The sequence below is a fragment of the Proteus sp. FZP2095 genome (assembly GCF_023701425.1).
GTDB classification, from domain to species: Bacteria; Pseudomonadota; Gammaproteobacteria; order Enterobacterales; family Enterobacteriaceae; genus Proteus; species Proteus cibarius.
This window is the reverse complement of the sequence record NZ_JAMQBJ010000002.1, coordinates 257,649-275,494: the sequence shown is the minus strand read 5'-3', so window position 1 is coordinate 275,494 and position 17,846 is coordinate 257,649. Positions and strand designations below refer to the sequence as shown.

The window sequence follows — 17,846 nt, the reverse complement described above, 5'->3', positions numbered from 1 at the left end:
TAAAAGAAGGAGATCATGATGATAGAACAAAATGCATCGGCTTCTATACCACAAGATATCGCTGATGATGCAGATATTGCTTTAGAGCAACCAGATATCTCTCGTCGCCGTTGGTTACTGCCATTATCAGAAACAGGTGTTGGACGTAGTGCTAACGCCTCAACAGATATCGCAGAAGAACCCGTTGCGGAAGTAGCAGAATTATCTGCCGAACAACATCTAGCGAATGCGATACGTCAATGTTCAAAAGAAGGTGAACTATTAGCAATTTCAACGCTGTATGATGCGCCCTATTCTCTGACTGAAGAGGACATTGCGCAGTTAGAAACCGCGTTAAAGAGCGACGAGTTTATTGATATCGCCCATTTAAGTCTCAATGGCGAGGATTATTATTACTCTGATGAATTTATGTCAGATAACTTCGCACAACTGCAATTATTAAACCGCCATGCGGATATTTGTACAGCAATTGCAGGTGTAGTTCGTTTTGAATGCGAAACCTATCCTCGACCATTGAAACAAAGCATGTTGATGTCTGAACCCTTTAAATACACGGCTTCAGAGATTGAAGATGCACTGACACTGATGAAAACTCACCCTGATTTTCAGGATATTCAGCAAGTTTTAGCATCCAACGATGCCCCTTATCTCTTTAGCAATACGTTAATGAGTTATGGCAAAGCACGAGGCTTAACTGAATGGATCGAGGTAGAACAACATGAAAATCCGTAATGTTCTGCCTTATCAACGAAATTCGATGTGGGTATTACAACATCATCAGACTGAGGAGCAAAAATAATGCGTGTTTCTCGCCGTAAATTTGTAGCAGGTATGGGATCGGTCATTTTTTTCAGTGCGCCACTAGGAAGTGCGCTTGCGTCAACTGCAGAAAAAAAACCTATCCGCTATGCCATGATCCACGATGAGACGCTCTGTAATGGCTGTAATATCTGCACCACTGCATGTCGTCGATTAAATAAAGTACCTAATGGTATGGCACGAATGGATATTGCCCATATTCCATTAAGTCTCAAAGAAGACAACGATAAATATCATTTCTTTAGACACTCTTGCCAACAATGTGAAGATGCCCCTTGTATTCCGGTTTGCCCTACAGGTGCTTCTTGGCGTGATGAAACCAATGGCATCGTTCGTGTTAATAAAGAGAAATGTATTGGTTGTAGCTATTGTATATCGGCATGTCCATACCAAGTCCGTTATCTTAACCCTGTGACACATGTTGCTGATAAATGTGACTTTTGTCTTGAATCTCGATTACAAAAAGGTTTCCCACCGATTTGTGTGAGTGCTTGTCCACAAAGTGCCTTGTTATTTGGTAGAGAAGACAGCCCTCAAATTCAAGAATGGCTCAAAACACACGATTACTATATTTATCAACTTGATGGTGTAGGAAAACCGCATCTCTACCGTCGTGTAGGGCCTCATGTTCAAGAGGAGGGTAAAGTATGAGTATCGTCAATACAATGCCAGACAGTGCTCAGTTCCAAGCCGCACTAAAAGAGTATGTTTTAATCTATACTCCCGACTATTTACCTCTTTGGCTAATTGTTGCAGGCGTATTATTTATTGGCATGCTACTTGTGCTCGCACTACATGGCTTTTTACGTTATCGCTTTGCCACACCACATGATGAATCGCATAAAGAAGAAAAACTCTATCTTTACTCTAAAGCTGTTCGTTTGTGGCACTGGAGTAATGCCTCTTTATTTATTCTGTTACTTCTAAGTGGTGGCATCAACCATTTCGCCCTACTTTCAGCCCACGATACCGCGTTATTAGTTAGTGTGCATGAAATCTGTGGTTATCTGCTCTTGGTTTGCTGGTTGTCCTTTGTTCTTATTAATCTTGTTGGTGGTAATGGCAAGTTTTACCGCATTGATGGCAAAAACTGGTTTCAACGCGCCTTTATGCAAACTCGTTTTTATCTCTACGGTATTATCAAAGGAGAAGGTCATCCATTCCCAGCAACACCCAATGTTAAGTTTAATCCACTACAACAAATGGCTTATTTAGGTGTGATGTATGCGTTAGTCCCACTGCTTTTGATAACTGGTGTTTTACTTCAAAATCCAGCATTCATTCCTGCTGATGCCGTAATATTTAAAGCTTGGTTATTAATCGCACACCAAATATTAGCTGTATGTAGTGTCTTTTTTATCATTGGTCACCTTTATCTGTGTACAACAGGAAAAACGCCATTCCAAACATTTCGCAGTATGGTTGACGGTTACCATAGACACTAATTAATACATGGATTAAGGAGCTTATATGTCAGTCCCTTCAAAGGAAAATATTAGATTAACAAAAGAAGACTTACGACAACTGCATGTTTCAACTTCGCTTTATCGTTGGTTTTTACGTTATTTTCCTGATGGAGGCACTTACAGTGCTATTCATAGTGAGTTAATAAAACAGCGCCGTACACAGTGGATAGAAAGCTTTATTCAATATATTTATTTACGTCATTTTAGTGAAGCATCCTTTGCCAAACAGGAACAAGAAGTCATGGAAAACATCTTGTTCCTGCTCGGCAATGAACAACAAGGCGTGACATTACAACGTCTGCCCTATCACAACACTTTGCCAACCTCTGAAAATATTCAATTTTCTACTGAATGGCATCAATTGATCTTAAAAAGTCAGCAATTAAGCACTGACCTCGCTTTATGTGGCAGTAATAACATCGTGGCTTTTTCTGGTGATGAAAATAGTATTTCCAACACTGGTTATAGCAACCAATTAATGAATACTGGTTTCGCAGGAAAAGTGTGTAATACGGGTAATCAGTGTCGTATTGGTAGCTTAGGTGGACGCTCTCGCATTTGTAATAGTGGCAATGATGTTAAAATTTATGCGTCAGGTAATGGTGTTCATATCGCAAACAGTGGTATGCGTAATTTCATTACAGCTTCTCAAGATCGCGCAAAAGTCACCAACACAGGTGATTTAGCACAAATCAATGTTACTGGAAATAATTCTGTGGCAATTAATACAGGTGATAACTGTAAAGTCACGGTATCTGGCAACGACAGCATTTGTATCTCAACAGGTGATCTCCATCAGTTCTGCTTAGGAAAAGGCGGTAGTGCAGTTATTGCTTACCATGACGGCAATCGTACCCGCTTTAAAATTTTCTATGAAGGTGAGGATGGTATCGTCGCCGGAGTTCATTATTATTTAGATGAAAATCAGCATCCTGTTGCACATATAAAACAGAACTCGACTTCTGTTAATTAATACCTCAAATATATATTATTAAAAAAGGGAAACTTTCGTTTCCCTTTTTACTTTTACAATCAATGTATTTTATGGCTTATTGATGGCTTCAGTATGGATCACTTTTTTACTCGTTGAGCCTGCGACTCTATCGTAAATACCACACACAACAATAGTCACTAATACTGGGATCAACCACGCTAAACCTTGCTCACTTAGCGGCAGTTTTGTTGCCCATTCTGGTAATAAATGTTTTAGATAATCAGATGCTTTTATTGCATCAAAAATACCGAAAAATAAGCTAACAGCCATTGCTGGCGCGATAATACGGCTTGGGTTATTCCACAGACGTAATGTGAAACTCATTAAAATAATCACAATACAAGGTGGATAAATCATTATCAGTACAGGAATAGAAAACTCGATCAGTTTGCTCAAACCTAAGTTTGAAACAACGGCTGAAAATATCGCTAAAATCAACACTAATACACGATAAGAGATAGGCAGATAACGGCTAAAAAACTCTGCACAGGCACAGGTTAAACCAACAGCAGTCACCATACAGGCTAAGAAAATCAGTACAGCTAAGAAGAAGCTACCAAAATTACCAAAAGTGTACTGAACATAGGCATGTAAAATATCAGCACCGTCTTGAGCACCCGGAATGATACTGCCACTGCTAGAGCCTAATTTAAATAAACTCAAATAAATCGCAGTTAATAATACACCCGCAATAATTCCTGCCCACATGGTATAACGTGTTAACAGTGATGAATTATCAATCCCTCGAGAGCGGGCTGCATTAACAATAACAATACCAAAAACCATAGCGCCCAATGTATCCATGGTGAGGTAACCGTTAATAAACCCCTGAGTCAACGCCATATCACGATAGGCTTCAGTTGCAGGAATAGCGCCACCAGCAGGCCAAAATACCGCAGCTACTCCTAATATCGCTAATGCCAGAATTTTAATCGGTGCAAGAATATGACCAACACTGTCTAGCAATTTCCCCGGATAAAGCGAAATACCAATAACAATTAAGAAATAGACAATGCTGTAAATCAGCAATGACATTTCTGTATCACCCACTAAAGGAGCAATACCCACTTTAAAAGAAACTGTTGCAGTACGAGGGGTTGCAAAAAGTGGTCCCACAGCAAGATAAGCAACAATGGCTAATAGCAATCCCATTGATTTACCAATAGGCGTGCTTAATGCCTCAATACCACCACCGACCTTTGCCAGTGCAACAACCGTTAAAACAGGTAAACCCACACCAGTGATCAAAAAGCCAATCGCAGCAGTCCAAACAAATTCGCCTGATTGTAACCCCACCATTGGAGGAAAAATAATGTTGCCAGCGCCAACAAATAGGGCGAATGTCATAAACCCTAATGCCAGAACATCTCTGGAAGTTAATCTATGTGCCATAAGTTTTGTTAATATGTAGTTACAATAATGGTTAAATTACGCCAAGGTAGCGCAACATAAAATCAACAATATCTATTTAAGCTCAGACCGTCATTATTCAGGATAATATCCAAATATAATCATTTCATGCAGAGCAATTAGGTACTAAATAGAAAAAATTGCCGATAACTGCTCACAAGTAAAACTTTTATAATGAAAAAAGGCAATAGCCAATCCTAAAACCAGAATAATCATCTAAACTATTTTTCGGCACTAGTTATAACTGTCATATATCATCGAATATACATGATATGATTTGTGCATTTTATCACCAATAATATTGAGTGTTGGCATCATTTAAAGTTAGCATTAATTAATAATATTAAAATTTAACGCTACGATATTAGTTTTTATTGATATTAAAAAGTTCAAGAAAGGAACAAAAAAGCCTTTATCACAGATTAAAGACAAGTGATAAAGGCTTTAAAAAAAGACAGACTACTCGTGTGTTTTTTTAGCGGTAAGTAATGTTTGAGGAAGGATAAAAGAGAACGTACTCCCGACACCTACTTTACTTTCAATATTTAATTGAGAGTGATGATGAAGCAGTGATTTTTTTACAATAGCCAAACCTAACCCAGTACCGCCAGAATGACGAGAGCGAGCTTTATCAACACGATAAAAGCGCTCTGTTAAACGAGTTAAGTGTTCTGCACTAATCCCCGATCCATTATCTGAAACACTAAATAACATACCTTGGGGAACTTTCTTCCAACTGACTTTGATTGTTGTACCTTCTTCAGTGTGATTAATAGCGTTATACACTAAGTTAGAAACCGCACTACGTAATTGCTCTTCATTACCTCGAACAGCCCACTGCTCATCAACATCAAAAATAATATGGCGTTGACCTTGACTCAATGATTCTGCTTCTTGTTGTAATAAAGCCAAAACAGCAGGAATATCAACAATTTTATTTAAATCAATATGAGGAGCAGATTCGATACGAGAAAGTTGTAAGAGTTGTTGAACAAGCGTATCCATGCGCTTAGCTTGCTCTTGCATCGTCACTATCGCCTTATGCTCTGCGGGTTTCGTGACACTATTTTCTTCCATCATTTCAAGATAGCCTTGAATAACGGTGAGTGGTGTTCTTAATTCATGGCTAACGTTAGCAAAAAAGTCACGTCGTGCATTTTCTAGTTTATTTTTTTCTGTCACATCTCGCGCCACCATTAGGCGCTGATCTTCGCTGTATGGCATCACTCGAAACTCAACAATAGAACCATTATTAAGTGAAATAATTAAAGAGCGACTAAAATCGCCTGCAGTAAAATAGTGTAAGAAATCAGGATAACGTAATAAGTTAAAAATATTTTGTCCGTTATCTTCCGGCCAGCGAAAGCCGAGTAAGTGTTGAGCTAGGCTATTACACCAAAAAATATTCCCTTCATTTGTCATCATCACAACGGCATCGGGCAAACTTTCAGCGCCACTTCTAAAACGTTTAATTAAGTCGCCTAATTCTCTGCGTCGTTTACGATTACGCTGTTGGGTTTGTCGAATACCATAAAAAATAGGCTCCCATCCCCCTCTTCCTTCCGGAGGCAGTACTGAGCGATCTAACCATAACCATTTAGATAATTTCAGCAAGTTATAGGCATGCCACACAAGTGCACTGAGTAGCGATGCCACCAGCAACCAAGGAAGATGCCCGATAAAAAGCGATAATATAAAAGCAGGTAAGCAAAATAGACATAGCCCCCAAACGAGGGCTTTCCACGATAGTCGTTCTAACACCTGACGATTACTCCCATATTGACTTAGAAACGGGCAGAGAAACGATATCCCGTTCCACGTACTGTCTGTATCATTCTGTCATGACCATCTTCTTCGATGGCTTTACGTAAACGACGAATATGCACATCAACAGTACGGTCTTCGACATAAACATTTGTTCCCCAAACATAGTTTAGCAGTTGTTCTCTGCTATACACGCGTTCAGGATGTGTCATAAAAAAGTGCAGGAGTTTAAATTCGGTAGGTCCCATATCAATCGGTTTATCTTGACTCGTTACTCGATGAGAAACGGGATCAAGCCCTAAGCCATTGAATTCAATAACATCTTCCGCAGACATTGGTGATAATCGTCGTAAAATTGCTTTCACTCGAGCCACAAGCTCTTTAGGTGAGAAAGGCTTAATAACGTAATCATCAGCCCCCGTTTCTAGCCCTTGAACTTTATCTTCTTCTTCCCCTTTTGCCGTTAGCATAATAATTGGAATATCACGGGTGTTACTTTCCCGCTTCATCTGTTTTATTACCTGCAAGCCTGATCCACCGGGGATCATCCAATCTAATAAAACCAGATCAGGGTAAGGATCAATAAGAAAGCTCAATGCAGAATCATAATCTTCTGCTTCAATAGGTTGAAAATCATTTTGTTCCAAAACAAAACAGATCATCTCTCGAATTGCGGTTTCATCTTCAACAACAAGAATACGCCTTGCCATACTCTATCCTGTGTAATGTATATAGAGGGTCAAAATGATTATGATGCAGTTTTATGACAGATTTATGACTAACCTTAACATTACTGAAATAGATCCCTGTTGTTAAGGTAAATAAATCATTTTTTGGTGAAATATCACTCAAAAGAAGGCTTGTTGTTGAGTTTTCACTAAAAAAGTAAGGTGCGCTATACTCTTCATCAGATAAAAAAGAGGAATAGCAATGCGGATTATTCACACATCAGACTGGCATTTAGGGCAATATTTTTTTACAAAAACTCGAGCACAAGAGCATCAACAGTTTCTTGATTGGTTGTTAGCTCAAATTAAGCATTATCAAGTTGATGCATTGATTGTTGCAGGAGATATTTTTGATACAGGCTCTCCTCCAAGTTATGCCCGAGAGCTTTATAACCGCTTTGTTGTTGCTATCCGAGATACACAATGCCAGCTTGTTATTCTTGGTGGTAATCACGATTCTGTAGCGACACTAAATGAATCTAAATCATTATTAGCATGTTTAAATACAACGGTTATTGCCAATGTTCATACTGAAACACCGCAAGCCCCGCTTATTCTTCCTCAAAAAGATAATACTCCGGGAGCATTACTTTGTGCGATCCCTTATCTACGTCCTAGAGATATGGTAAGTAGTAAAAGTGGGCAATCAGGTGCTGAAAAACAAAATGCCCTAAAAGAAGCGATTGCTGATTATTACCAAGCTCAATATCAAGAGGCTCTTGATTTACGTAAGCAACTGAACGTCAATATTCCTATTATTGCAACAGGTCACCTTACAACCATTGGGGCAAGTGTAACCGACTCTGTACGTGAAATTTATATCGGTACTTTAGAGGCTTTTTCTGCAACACTATTTCCTGAATTTGACTATATTGCTCTTGGTCATATTCATCGCCCTCAAGTAGTGAATAAATCAGGCCATATTCGTTATAGTGGCTCCCCTATTCCTTTAAGTTTTGATGAAAGCGGACAACAAAAAAGCGTCTGCCTTATCGATTTTGAGCAAGACAAATTAACTCACCTCACACTATTACCTATTCCTGAATTTCAGTTGCTACGCACTATCAGTGGCTCATTAAAAGAGATAGCCATACAACTTGACGATTTAAAAAAACAATACAGTGAAACAGATACCACTATTTGGTTGGATATCGAAGTTTCAACACAAGATTATCTCAGTGATATACAAACTCGTGTTCAAGAGCTAACTAACGATCCACTTTTTGATGTGATCTTATTAAGAAGAGCCAGAAAACAGCGCCAAGTATTCACGCAAAATGAGAACGAAACACTGACCGAATTAACGGTTTATGATGTTTTTGAAAGGCGCTTAGAACAGCATGAATTTGATTCAAAAGAAACTAAAACACGGTTAACAACATTGTTTAAACAAGCTGTTGAAATGGCAGAACAAGAGGATAACGAAGCATAATGAAAATCTTAAGTCTGCGATTTAAAAATATTAACTCTTTAAAAGGTGAGTGGAAAATCAACTTTGATCAAGAGCCTTTTGTTAGCAACGGATTATTTGCGATTACGGGTCCTACCGGGGCAGGAAAAACCACACTATTAGATGCGATTAGCTTAGCGCTTTATCATCGAACTCCACGATTAGACAAAGTCACACAATCACAAAATGAATTAATGACACGTCATACCGCAGAGTGCTTAACCGAAGTTGAATTTGAAGTCAAAGGTGTGGCTTATCGTGCATTTTGGGAACAACGCCGTGCCAATTATAAAGAAGATGGCAATCTTCAAGCACCACAGGCTGAACTCGTTAAAATAAATACAACGGGCGGTGAAGATAAAATCTTAGCCAGCAAAATAAGCCAAGTAAAAGAGATGATCATTAATATTACAGGGCTCGATTTTGATCGTTTCACTAAGTCTATGTTGCTTTCTCAGGGACAATTTGCGGCCTTTTTAAATGCAGATGATAAATCTCGCGCTGAATTACTCGAAGAACTGACTGGCACAGATATTTATCGCCATATTTCCCAATCGATCTTTAAACATTGGCGTGAAGAAGAACAAGCCTTAAAAGCACTAAAACAACAAGCCGAAATGATGGCGTTATTAGATGAAAATGCTCGCCAAGCTTTATTAACTGAGCAAACTGATCTTTTTGCCAAAGAGAGATTATTACAAAAAGAACAACAGGAATATCAAGCAGCAAAGCAGTGGCAAGAACAAGACATTGAAATCAATAAAAACAAGCTATTAGCACAAAAAGAAGTTAACTTAGCGCAAGAAGCATTAGTTGCTGCCAAGCCCGATATTCAACGTCTTGAAAATAGCGAACCCGCGGAAAAGATCCGCCCGATTTATGATGAAAAAAATCGTCTATTAAAAGAACAAATCTATATTGAGTCACAACTCTCAACCTTGAAAGCAGAAAAACAGCTTATTGAACAACAAAGCCAACCTATTAACCAGCACCTAGTGGAGGCTCGTGACACATTTAAACGACACGATGAGAAAAAACAGCAAATATTACAGCTTATTCGTGAAGAAGTGACGCCATTAGATAACCAGTTAGTCTTGCTACAACAAGATATTTCAGCAAAAAAACAGCAAAAAAACACACTGGAAAAAACACAGTCGGAATATCTGGAAAAAATACAATTAACAGAAATCCAATTAGCTGGATCGCAAAAACAATTCAATGAACTAAGTGAATATTTAAATCAGCATACAGCTTATGCTCAACTTGCTGAGAATTTACCTTTGTGGCAACGCTATTTTGAACAATATGATGAAATTGCAGAGAAATATCTAATTAGTCAGAAAAGTGAAAAAGCAGAACAAGAAAAAGAGCAGTTACTAAAACTTGCTCTCGAAAAAACAACACGCACACTAGAAGCACAACAACACGCTCTTAATTTACAGCAACAACAATTAAGTGAATTACAAACGCAACTTGAGCAACAAAAAAAAGTAGATGCAATTGCAGATATTCCTCATCGTTTGCAACAAATTTCTCAGCAAAGAAATGCGCTTGCAAAAATAATGGGATTACAAGTTCAATTACAGCGCACTCTAAAAACTGAACATCTGTACCAAAAAAGCCATTCAGAAAACCAGCAAAAAATAGCTGTACTGACTGAAAATATCAGCAAAAATAGCATTGTTTTAAAAGAGAAAGAGCAACACCTTAAAGATTTAAATGACAATTATCTTTTGATTCGGAAATTAGCGGAATACGAAGAAGAGAGACAACGTTTAGTTAAAGACAACCCATGTCCTGTTTGCGGTTCAACTGAACATCCTTATGTTGAAAAATATAAAGAAATAAAACCAGACGAAACAAAAACACGATTAGATATTTTAACGCAACAAGTTCATACATTAACCATAGAGTTAGTAGAACAAAAAACACAGTGTGCTAACTATCAAACTCAAAACAAAAAATTAAGTAGCGACCTTGAGCAACTAACACAAGATATTGCGTCATTAAAACAGCAATGGCGAGTCTTAGCTCAAGCTCACGCATTACCAGATGTTGACTGCGAAGAAACTGCTTTAACTCAATTAGATACAGCACTTGAAAAAGAAGATAATTTACTGACGCAAAAACGAGTAAATTACCAAGCATTAGAAGCCAAAATTCAGCAAGAATACAAGCTGTTATCTGATAACAAAGAACAATTTCATCAACAACAGCAAGCTATTCTTCATCAACAAAATCAATTAGCTCAGCAACAAAAAGAAGCTTCTAATAAACAACAACAAACAGCGCAATATCTTCAACAACAAACCCAATTAGCGCAAGATATTCAATCTCTTGTCAAACAACAAGGTTATGATTTGCAGGCATCTGAAGATAAAATTCAATGGCTTATTGCGCGTAAAAAAGAAAGCCAACAATATCAATCGATATTAAAAACACATCACGAATTACAGCAAACAATCCGCGAATTGTTATTAACGCAGGAAGAAAGAAAACGTTATTTATCTGCAAATAAAAAAGAACTTGATGCAGTTTTAGTTCATTTACAACAACTACATCAACAACAAGAACAACTAAAAACACAACGCCAAGCTTTATTCGGCACACAAACCACCGAAGATGCTCGCAATGAGTTGGATAAACAAAGTCAGTTGTTACAAAAACAAATTGAGCAATATAGCGAAGAAAAAAACCGACTCGAAATCCGTTTAAATCAGCTTATTGGCCAATATCAGGAAAACGAAAAATCACTACAACGGCTTTATGTTCACTCACAAGCCACCCTTGAACAGTATCAAGATAGGCTAAAAAACAGTCCATTTGATGATGAAAACGCGTTTTTAGCCTCATTACTATCAGTTGAAGAAAGAAATCGTTTACAAGAACAACAAAAACAACGACTTGATAAACTTCTGCAAGAAAAAACGCGTTTGGATACACAAGAAAATGTATATCAACAGCACTTATCACAACAGCCAATATTGGCAACACAACAGGGTCTCGAACAAATTACCGCTCAATTATTGGTGTTAGAAACACAGTTTACTCAATTACAAGAAACGAAATTTCGCATTCAAGAACAACTGCGTACTGACGAAGAAAAGCGTAAAGAGCAACAGGATCTACTGACTCATATTGCCAAACAACAATCTCAGTTTGATGATTGGAGTTATTTAAATGAATTAGTGGGCTCTGCATCAGGAGATAAATTCAGCCGTTTCGCCCAAGGATTAACGCTTGATCATCTGATTTATTTAGCTAACCGTCGTTTAGAAAAACTTCATGGGCGTTATTTCTTACAGCGTAAAACACCAGCAAGCCTTGAACTACAGATTGCAGATACATGGCAAGCAGATGCACTGCGAGATACTCGTACGCTTTCTGGTGGCGAAAGTTTCTTAGTCAGTTTATCACTCGCTTTAGCGCTTTCTGATTTGGTCAGTAATAAGACTCAAATCGAATCACTATTTTTAGATGAAGGCTTTGGCACATTAGATCCTGATACCTTAGATATTGCATTAGATGCACTCGACAGCCTTAATGCATCCGGCAAAATTATTGGCGTAATTAGTCACGTAGAAGCCATGAAAGAGCGTATTCCTGTACAAATTAAAGTGAAGAAAGCTGGGGGCTTAGGTATTAGCCAACTCGCGCCCGAGTTTAGATATGTAGATAAACAGATTCTAAATCAATCAGTTAAAAACTAGGTCGAATATTTTGACGTAACTGATTAAATTTTTTATATATCAATAAATCACATCTAAGCCCTATAGTATGTCCATAGATTAGCTCAAGCTAAGACACGCTTTAAGCGCTTAAATTTATCAAGGAGACAATCATGTCTAACGCATTTACTGATTTAATGAAAAAACGTAGAACAATTTATCATTTAGGTAATCAACTTCCAATTAGCGAAGACAGAGTCACTGCGATTATCAAAGAAGCGGTTAAAGAGAGCCCAACAGCATTTAACTCACAGACATCTCGTGTTGTTATTCTGTTTGGTGAACAACATCAAAAACTGTGGGATATCGTTAAAAATACCTTGAAAAAATTAGTACCCGCAGAAGCATTTAGTGCAACTGAAGCAAAAATTAATAGCTTCGCCGCAGGCGCTGGTTCAATTCTGTATTTTGAAGATACTGACATCGTAAAAGGTCTACAAGAGCAGTTCCCACTGTACGCTGAGAACTTCCCTGTATGGTCAGAGCAAGCAAGTGGTATGGCACAACTTTCTGTTTGGACTGCATTAGCAGCAGAGAATGTAGGTGCTTCATTACAACACTACAACCCAATTATTGATGATGAAGTTCATGCAACTTGGGATCTGCCAAAAACATGGAAATTAAGAGCTCAAATGGTCTTTGGTTCTATCGAACAAGAGGCTGGCGAGAAGAATTATATGGAAGATGATTCACGCTTTAAAATCTTCAAATAAGTGTTAGAACAGACATCTGACAAAAGACCCTAAATAATACCCTCTTTTTTACTTTCATTCCTTGCCCACAGCCACTGTGGGCTTTTTTTTATCTCTCATTTAAGTCATTCACAGTTATTTTTAATAAAAAAAGAGCAAAGTGCGCAATGAATACAAAGGTAGGGATGGACCCTTTGTGTTCAACACTTTGCTCTCTTTATTTATTTACGCACCTCTTACAAAGTAAAAGGTGCGATTTTCACAAGGCGTATGAAAATACGTTATTTACGTGTGATGTTATTCGCTTTTGGTTGAGCAATTGGAGACTGCTCAGCAAAATATTTCACCACGGCATCAACATCTGGCACGCTGTAAACTGGATCTTTACCTTCTTTCAGTACAGAGAAGTTACTACCACCTGTTGCTAAGTATTCGTTAGCAACAACACGGTAAGATGCTTTCATATCCACTGGTTTGCCATCAATTTTCATTGATTCAACGATAACACGGTTACCATTAGAGGCTTTGCTATCCCATGTGTACTGGAAGTTACCTGAAACCGCTAACACTTGTGGACGTGAACGATCCCATTGTTGTTCTAACAGGCGTTTGATTTGTTCACCAGTTAACGTTTGAGTTAACAGTACGTTAGAGAATGGCTGTACAGTGTAGATTGCGTTATAAGAAACGTCACCACCAGTCATATCAGCACGAATACCACCGCTGTTCATAAATGCGATTTGTGCGCCACCCATATCTTTTGGTTTTGCAGTATATAAATGCGCATCAGCAATCACTTGGCCTAGTGCAGATTCACCCGCGTCATTCGTTTGCTTATTCAGGTTGCCTTCTAACTTACCGATAATACGGTTAGCTAATGGGGTAGCAATTTTTTCGTAAGCTTCTAACAGTTTAGTCACTGCAGGATCTTTTTCATATTTACGGTTATCAACCCAAATATTACGAGCTTCGATATCAACAACATCTTTCGTTGTTTTATCTAATTTCAGGTCGATACGCGTTAACATTGCACCATTAGACTGTGCCGATGTCACTGATTTACCGTTGATAGTACAGTTGTAAGCTTGGTGAGTATGACCAGTCACAACGAAGTCGATAGCTGGATCTAATTGTTCAACAACACCCAGTACTTTACCTGTAATACCATTACATGCGTTGATATTAACTGGACCACCATCACGACGCTGTGCAGCACCTTCGTGGATCAGAACACCAATTGCTTGAACGCCTTTTGCTTTTAACTGAGGCACTAATGCGTTAATTGTTTTTGCTTCATTGTGGAAGCTTAAGCCTTCGGTTCCTTTAGGAGTTACGATAGCCGCAGTACCTTCTAAAGTTAAACCGATGAATGCAACAGGAATACCGTTGAATTCTTTAATAACGTATTCTGGGAATAATGTTTTGCCAGTTTCGTTAACAATAACGTTAGCCGCTAAGTATTGGAAATCTGCGCCTTTAAACTCAGTTGGGCCTTGGCAACCCGTTACTGGGTGGCAACCACCGTTTTGTTTACGCAGTAACTCGCCCATGCCTTTATCAAATTCGTGGTTACCCACTGAAGTTGCTTCTAAGCCTGCTAATGATAATGCTTCGATTGAAGGCTCATCATGGAACATTGAAGATAACAGTGGGCTTGCACCAACCATATCACCCGCAGCAACAACGATGTTGTTTGGGTTATCTTTCTTCATTTCTTTAATTAACGTAGCCATATGCTCAATACCACCAGGTTTGTTTGGACCTGGCGCTTTTAGCGCACCATGGAAGTCGTTCATTGCGATAACACGCACATCAACAACATTAGCTTCGTCGTAGTTCTTTGCACAACCTGCTAATAAGACTGAGCTTACAGCAAGTGCAACGAGTTTATATTTATGGTTCATTTAAAATTTATCCCTAAGATCAAAATTCACGTTTCGGACAATCAATTACTTCGAAATCTTTGCTATAACAGATATAGAATTCATCTCGATTAATTTGAATTTCTTTGTCCTTCAGTGATGGATTGTGTTCTTTTAAGAACTTAATCAATGCACTGTTTGAAGGACGGCCTTCTGGTAATACTAACGCTTCATACAACTCTTTTTGTTTACCAAAGAATGCCTCTGGTGTATCAAACGCACACACACCGTGTTTTTCCCATTCACCTTGTAACAGATCGATACCTGGAGAATCACACAGATAAGGTTTAATAGCAGAGTATTCTAAAGGTGGTAAATCGCCTTTACATAAACGAGGATGCTTGCGTATGTCTTTCCAATCGCGGCACTCTTCCCATGATTTACCATCACAGGTTTCAGCCCACAGCCCATGAACAATCCAACCAAATTTATTATCTGAGAAACATTGGATTTCAAATTTATCGTATTCACGTTTTGCACGATCTTTTTCATTATCGTTATTTAAACGTTTAATATTATTACTTTTATAATCACAAAAAGCCGGTGAATAGTTAATCGCTAACTTAAAGTAATCTGTTGATGCAGTGCTGTTTTGACCATAGCGATCATTAGAAGCAATGTAGTCGTAAGGTGCCGTTGGAGCATCAGGTAAAATACAAGATACGCCTTCAACTAATTTAGCTTGAGGTTTTAATGGTTCTGTAATTTCAGGTGCTTGCGTTGCACATCCCGCTAGCACTAAAGCAAAAGCAGCAGGTAATAGCTTCATAAAGCGCATAAAATCCCCTTAAAGAGCAATAAAAATCTACTCTCTTGGTTCAAAAAAGGTAAGAAAAACCTGCCCTGAACGGACAGGTTTAATTGCTTATTTCTTCTCAGTTAAATCGATTTTGTAAATTGCAAAACCGATTTCGTCATTTTCCACGAAGGTCATTGGATACTGAGCAAAATCTTTAATAAATGCAGCCGCTTTTTCACTTGGAGAAGTTTCAAAACGCACATCTAACACTTTATCAGTCTTAATAGGTAAGAATGACCAGTTGTTAGCAGCTTTTGTTACTACTTCACCTTTTTCTTTAGTTTGTTTAGCAATGTAAGAAGCTAAAATTGCACGGTTTTCATCTGGAGATGCAAACGCAATATTCGCTTCACCAGTACCCGCAAATTTACCGCCGTATCCACGGTAGTTATTTGTTGCGATCAGGAATGTTGCTTTAGGATCGATTGGTTTGCCTTCGTAAGTCACTTCTTTGATACGATTCGCATCTTTGTTAACTACTTGGCAATCAACGTCATATTTAGCTGGTTGAGTTAAGTCAACTTTATAGTTCACACCACTAATGGTGTCGAAGTTATAAGTACGGAAACCATCCCAGTTGATCAGTTCTTGTGGTTTAGTTGAATTAGGATCAACTTGGTTCCACATACCTGCTGAACATTCTAACCACTCAACAACATCAGCACCGGTCGCTTTAACAACTACTAATGTGTTTGGATACAGATATAAGTCTGCTGCATTACGGAATGTTAGGTCACCTTTTTCAACTTCTACGAAGTCTGCTGGTGCGTTTTTACGACCGCCCGCTTTAAATGGCGCAGCTGCACCTAATACTGGTAAACCGTCTAAGTTCGGATCACCTTGAATAAAGTGTTTGGTGTAATCAACTTGTGCATCATTAACGATTTGTACAGTTGGATCACTTTGTACTAAAGCTAAGAAGCTGTACATGTTGGCAGAAGCTTTACCAATGTGTTTACCCACGAAATCACGGGTACCTTGGTGTGCTTTTTCGATGATTTGAGCTAATTCAGCATCACGTTCAACTAATGCTTTTTTGTTTGCTTTATCAAAGATAGGACGCGCTTCACCTGTTGCTTCGGTCATCACCCATTTACCGCTGTCGTTATTGATAACCATATCAACGACACCTAAGTGATCACCCCATTGGCCTGGCATAACAGCAGGAACACCATTTACGGTACCTTTCGCTGTATCTACGCCTTTAATGCCTTCAAATTCTTTGCTTGGGAATACGCCATGAGCGTGACCAAACATGATTGCATTGATACCTTCAACTTCGCTTAAATAATAAACAGAGTTTTCCGCCATTGCCTTGTACGGCTCTGACGCGAAACCAGAGTGAGGAATGGCCACAATCAGGTCAGCACCCTCTTTTTTCATTTGAGGGACGAATTTTTTCGCTGTTTCTGTAATATCGTTTACAACGACCTTACCATCCAGATTGGCTTTATCCCAGATTAAGATCTGTGGTGGTACGAAGCCGATATAACCAATCTTGATAGTGTGTTCTTTACCATCACGATCTTTTACTGGTGTATCAACAATGATATAAGGTGTGAAATAGTTTTTGCCTGTTTTCGCATCCATCACGTTGGCGTTGATGTAAGGGAATTTAGCACCGGCGATGGCTTTTTTCAGGTAATCTAAACCATAGTTAAATTCATGGTTACCAAAGTTACCTACTGTGTAGCCCATGGTGTTCATCAGCTGGTGAGCTGGATGAGATTCGCCTTTTTCTAAGCCTTTAGCTGCTTGATAGTCAGCCAGTGGGCTACCTTGGATCAAGTCGCCGTTATCAACTAAAATCGCATTGGTTGCTTCAGCTTTTGCTGCTTTAATTAAATTAGCAGTACGGACATAACCAAACTGTTCTGTTGGTTTGTCTTTGAAGTAGTCAAAGTCGATTAAGTTACTGTGAACATCAGACGTCTCCATAATACGAAGATCGACTGTCGCAGCATTTACGTTGAATGCGACAAACATTGCTAATGTTGAAATTTTCAACACATTCTTAACCATTACACCCCCCTTATATATTGGTTAACAGGAGAGCAAAATGGCTCTCCTTTCG

Annotated in this window: 13 protein-coding genes; 7 read left to right on the top strand and 6 right to left on the bottom strand. The window is 38.6% G+C overall.

The window, feature by feature from the left end; genetic code table 11:
- The first annotated feature begins 18 nt into the window (after positions 1–18).
- The 4 genes from NBG71_RS11455 to ydhT all read left to right on the top strand — a co-directional run bounded on the left by NBG71_RS11455 (position 19) and on the right by ydhT (position 3,258).
- The gene (locus NBG71_RS11455) at positions 19–732 is read left to right on the top strand and encodes a YdhW family putative oxidoreductase system protein (RefSeq protein WP_223672535.1); all 714 of its coding nucleotides are present in this window, start codon (positions 19–21) and stop codon (positions 730–732) included.
- 66 nt (positions 733–798) lie between these two features.
- Positions 799–1,470: a 4Fe-4S dicluster domain-containing protein gene (locus NBG71_RS11450; protein WP_211838845.1), complete on the top strand. Its 672-nt coding sequence runs from the start codon at positions 799–801 to the stop codon at positions 1,468–1,470.
- The gene (gene phsC / locus NBG71_RS11445) at positions 1,467–2,264 is read left to right on the top strand and encodes a thiosulfate reductase cytochrome B subunit (protein ID WP_075673980.1); all 798 of its coding nucleotides are present in this window, start codon (positions 1,467–1,469) and stop codon (positions 2,262–2,264) included. The genes NBG71_RS11450 and phsC overlap by 4 nt, the downstream gene beginning before the upstream one ends.
- Before the next feature lie 25 nt (positions 2,265–2,289).
- Positions 2,290–3,258 (top strand): protein YdhT, encoded by a 969-nt coding sequence (gene ydhT, locus NBG71_RS11440; RefSeq protein WP_075673981.1) that lies wholly within the window; start codon positions 2,290–2,292, stop codon positions 3,256–3,258.
- 69 nt (positions 3,259–3,327) lie between these two features.
- Here ydhT and brnQ read toward each other — a convergent pair whose 3' ends face one another.
- The 3 genes from brnQ to phoB all read right to left on the bottom strand — a co-directional run bounded on the left by brnQ (position 3,328) and on the right by phoB (position 7,163).
- Positions 3,328–4,671 (bottom strand): branched-chain amino acid transport system II carrier protein, encoded by a 1,344-nt coding sequence (gene brnQ / locus NBG71_RS11435; RefSeq protein WP_075673982.1) that lies wholly within the window; start codon positions 4,669–4,671, stop codon positions 3,328–3,330.
- Between the two features lie 477 nt (positions 4,672–5,148).
- Entirely contained in the window at positions 5,149–6,450 is a 1,302-nt protein-coding gene (gene phoR, locus NBG71_RS11430) for a phosphate regulon sensor histidine kinase PhoR (RefSeq protein WP_075673983.1), read from the bottom strand.
- 23 nt (positions 6,451–6,473) lie between these two features.
- Positions 6,474–7,163 carry a phosphate regulon transcriptional regulator PhoB gene (gene phoB, locus NBG71_RS11425; RefSeq protein WP_250916867.1) on the bottom strand — a complete coding sequence of 230 codons (690 nt, stop codon included), beginning with the start codon at positions 7,161–7,163 and terminating at the stop codon, positions 6,474–6,476.
- 220 nt (positions 7,164–7,383) lie between these two features.
- Here phoB and sbcD point away from each other — a divergent pair, with 220 nt between their 5' ends.
- From sbcD to NBG71_RS11410, 3 genes are all read left to right on the top strand, one after another.
- Entirely contained in the window at positions 7,384–8,613 is a 1,230-nt protein-coding gene (sbcD, locus tag NBG71_RS11420; RefSeq protein WP_075673985.1) for an exonuclease subunit SbcD, read from the top strand.
- Positions 8,613–12,341: an SbcC/MukB-like Walker B domain-containing protein gene (locus NBG71_RS11415; RefSeq protein WP_250916866.1), complete on the top strand. Its 3,729-nt coding sequence runs from the start codon at positions 8,613–8,615 to the stop codon at positions 12,339–12,341. Before sbcD ends, NBG71_RS11415 begins: the two co-directional genes overlap by 1 nt.
- Positions 12,342–12,472: 131 nt before the next feature.
- Positions 12,473–13,072, top strand: a complete 600-nt coding sequence (locus NBG71_RS11410; RefSeq protein ID WP_075673987.1) for a nitroreductase family protein — start codon at positions 12,473–12,475, stop codon at positions 13,070–13,072.
- A gap of 260 nt (positions 13,073–13,332) precedes the next feature.
- Here NBG71_RS11410 and NBG71_RS11405 read toward each other — a convergent pair whose 3' ends face one another.
- The 3 genes from NBG71_RS11405 to NBG71_RS11395 all read right to left on the bottom strand — a co-directional run bounded on the left by NBG71_RS11405 (position 13,333) and on the right by NBG71_RS11395 (position 17,794).
- Positions 13,333–14,955: a bifunctional metallophosphatase/5'-nucleotidase gene (locus tag NBG71_RS11405; RefSeq protein WP_075673988.1), complete on the bottom strand. Its 1,623-nt coding sequence runs from the start codon at positions 14,953–14,955 to the stop codon at positions 13,333–13,335.
- A 19-nt stretch (positions 14,956–14,974) separates the two neighbouring features.
- Complete coding sequence (locus NBG71_RS11400; protein WP_075673989.1) at positions 14,975–15,751, bottom strand: ribonuclease T2 family protein; 777 nt, start codon at positions 15,749–15,751, stop codon at positions 14,975–14,977.
- A gap of 87 nt (positions 15,752–15,838) precedes the next feature.
- Positions 15,839–17,794, bottom strand: a complete 1,956-nt coding sequence (locus NBG71_RS11395) for a bifunctional 2',3'-cyclic-nucleotide 2'-phosphodiesterase/3'-nucleotidase (RefSeq protein ID WP_075673990.1) — start codon at positions 17,792–17,794, stop codon at positions 15,839–15,841.
- Positions 17,795–17,846 lie beyond the last annotated feature (52 nt).